General features: G+C 67.2%; 4 protein-coding genes. 1 reads left to right on the top strand and 3 read right to left on the bottom strand.

Annotated features, from left to right (window positions below; genetic code table 11):
* Positions 1-54: 54 nt before the first annotated feature.
* Positions 55-432: a 4a-hydroxytetrahydrobiopterin dehydratase gene (locus tag JMF90_RS32855; protein WP_011546818.1), complete on the bottom strand. Its 378-nt coding sequence runs from the start codon at positions 430-432 to the stop codon at positions 55-57.
* Positions 433-494: 62 nt separating this feature from the next.
* Positions 495-1,388: a phenylalanine 4-monooxygenase gene (phhA, locus tag JMF90_RS32850; RefSeq protein ID WP_041489343.1), complete on the bottom strand. Its 894-nt coding sequence runs from the start codon at positions 1,386-1,388 to the stop codon at positions 495-497.
* Positions 1,389-1,526: 138 nt separating this feature from the next.
* On the opposite strand from phhA, the gene JMF90_RS32845 reads away from it, so the two are divergent.
* Entirely contained in the window at positions 1,527-2,012 is a 486-nt protein-coding gene (locus JMF90_RS32845; RefSeq protein WP_006408082.1) for an Lrp/AsnC family transcriptional regulator, read from the top strand.
* Positions 2,013-2,078: 66 nt separating this feature from the next.
* Here JMF90_RS32845 and JMF90_RS32840 read toward each other — a convergent pair.
* Positions 2,079-2,604 (bottom strand): class IV adenylate cyclase (locus JMF90_RS32840; protein ID WP_201325991.1); only part of this gene is annotated, 526 nt, incomplete at its 5' end.

Below are 2,604 nucleotides of genomic sequence, written 5' to 3'. Positions count from 1 at the left end.
AGTTGACGCGCCGCGCACGGAAAGATGCGCGGCGGTAGAGGCAGGACTCGGGATTCAGGCGCCCGGTTGCGCGTGCGCGGCGGCGCCGTCGATGAACCGCGCGAGTTCGATGTCGCGTTCGGTCAGGCCGTCGGCGTCGTGAGTCGACAGCGTGATGTCGACACGGTTGTACACGTTGAACCATTCCGGATGGTGGTTCATCTCCTGCGCCTTGATCGCGACGCGCGTCATGAAGCCGAACGCTTCGTTGAAATCGGCGAAGCGCAGGCGGCGCTGGATCGCGTCGCGGCCCGGCACGGCCGTCCAGTGCGGCAGGCCTTCGAGCCGGGTCTTGCGTTCTTCGGATGTGAGCTTGTGGATCATCTTGCACCTCTCGTTCGGTAACGGCGCCCACGCGCGGCTGCACCGCGCGGCGAGGCCGGCATCGTTCATTGTTTCATAGTTGCGCAAAGGGTGACGGGCGGTCGGCCGACGGCGGTCGGCGCCGCGGTACGTTACGCGTCGGCGTCGTCGGGCCAGCCTTCGCCCGTGCCGCGATGCAGCACGCGGTCGGTGTCGAGCACCGCGCCGGCCGCGAATTCGGGCAGCGCCGCGAGCCGATCGGCCAGTGCGCGGCCGTCGACGTCGGCGAGCGCGAACAACTGCGCGAAATCGTCGATCACGAAGTAAGTCTTCTGGAACGTGTCGATCCGGTACTTCGTGCGCATCACGCGCTCGAGGTCGAACCCGAGCCGGTTCGGCGCCGCGCTTTCGAGGCTGTACAGGCTTTCGCCCTTGCTCGACACGATCCCGGCGCCGTAGATCGACAGCCCGTTGGTCCCGCGCGGGTCGCGGATCAGCCCGAATTCCACCGTATACCAATAGAGGCGCGCGAGCCGCGCCAGTGCCGCTTCGTCGTCGGCGACCGCGAGCGCGGTGCGGCCATACGCCTGCATGTAGTCGGCGAACACCGGGTCGATCAGCAGCGGCACGTGGCCGAACAGGTCGTGGAAGCAGTCGGGTTCCTGCAGGTAGTCGAGCTGGTCGGGACGGCGCATCCACCAGGTGACGGGGAAACGCCGGTTCGCGAGGTGCTCGAAGAACACGCGGTCAGGCACGAGGCCCGGCACCGCGACGATTTCCCAACCGGTCGCGGGCTTCAACTGGCGGTTCACGTCCGCGAACGACGGTACACGATCGGCCGGCAGCGCAATCTTGCCGAGTCCGGCGACGAACGCATCGCACGCGCGGCCGCGCAGCAGGGCGGACTGGCGCGCATAGAGCTGCTGCCACACCGCGTGATCGACCTGGCCGTAGCGCTGCAGCGGCTGGTCGATGGTGAAATCGGCGCGGGTTTCGAGGCCCGCATCGAACTGCTCCTGCAGTTTCGCGGTGACGACGGTGGACATGATCAGGCTCTGCACGCTGGGGTTGGAACCATGCAAGTGTAGAGCGGGCTGCGCGCGGATTGGGCGCATAGTTGGCGTCGATTTGCTGACTGATGCGATAATCGCGCATCAAATCACGAATCAATGCGGAGAATGCTCATGCTGGAACTCGATCACTTCGATCTCGCGCTGCTGGACGTGCTGCAGCGCTTCGGTCGCGCGACGCATCAGCAGCTGGGCGAGGAGGTGCCGCTATCGCCGTCGCAGATCGGCCGGCGGCTGCAGCGGCTCGAGGCGGCCGGCGTGATCGAAGGCTACCGCGTGATGCTGCGCCCCGAAAAACTCGGGCTCGGCGTGACCGCGTTCACGAGCCTGAAGCTCAAGCATCACGGCGATTCGATCATCGAGCAGTTCCAGCAGCAGATCGACGTGCTGCCCGAAGTGCTCGAATGCCATGCGGTGGTGGGCGATGCCGACTACCTGCTGCGGATCGTCGCGCCGGATCTCAACGCGCTGTCGCAGTTCGTGATGAAGAAGCTGATGCGGGTGCCGGGCGTCGACAGCGTGCGCTCGAACATCGTGCTGACCACCTTCAAGCGCAACGGTGCGCTGCCACTCGCGCATCTGGCGCCCGGCGCTGCGTGACCGGGAGGCGGCAGCGGCAGGGGCGCTGAAGGTGGCACGCGCGGCGCCGCCTTCGGTGGGGCCGGATCAGGCCGTTTCGGGCTCGGTGTCGGCGTTCAGCAGATCGACGTACGCGACCGCGACGAGGTCGTCCTGCGCCACGCCGAGCTTCGCGAACACCTCGTGCGCTTCCGCTTCGCCGCCCGCTTCGTCGTCGTCGGGGCCGAGCACGACCTCGAGCTCGATGAAATCGCCGAGGCCGTCGACGCGGTCGAGGTGGATGCGCGTGCGGCCCGCGAGGTACACGTGCCGCTCCTTCGTCACGATCCCGCGCGTGGTCAGCGCGGTCGCGAGCAGCGAATGCATCGCGTCGGGGTTCGTGACCGGGCTGCGCGTGTAGTACGACGCCTTCGGGCCGTCGCGGTCGTCGCGCTGGTAGAAGATCAGCTCGGCCGGCGTGCCGTCCTCGAAGCGGCGCAGCTTGAGCCGGCCGCGCGGCACGTCATAGAAGAAATCCTGCTGGCGGTAGAACAGCGGTGCTTCGGTCGCGAGTTGGGCCGCCTGTTCGCGCAGCCGGTCGAATTCGCGGGCGCGGGCTTTGATCTCGATGTTG

The sequence above is a fragment of the Burkholderia sp. E168m23 genome (assembly GCF_016586125.1).
GTDB classification, from domain to species: Bacteria; Pseudomonadota; Gammaproteobacteria; order Burkholderiales; family Burkholderiaceae; genus Burkholderia; species Burkholderia orbicola.
Note: the sequence above shows the minus strand (reverse complement) of the source record. Positions and strands in the feature narration are given on the sequence as shown.

Excerpts from the sequence above, each read along its gene's own strand:
- JMF90_RS32855 (WP_011546818.1), bottom strand. The coding sequence starts at position 432 with ATGAACGATGCCGGCCTCGCCGCGCGGTGCAGCCGCGCGTGGGCGCCG.
- JMF90_RS32845 (WP_006408082.1), top strand. The coding sequence starts at position 1,527 with ATGCTGGAACTCGATCACTTCGATCTCGCGCTGCTGGACGTGCTGCAG.
- phhA (WP_041489343.1), bottom strand. The coding sequence starts at position 1,388 with ATGTCCACCGTCGTCACCGCGAAACTGCAGGAGCAGTTCGATGCGGGC.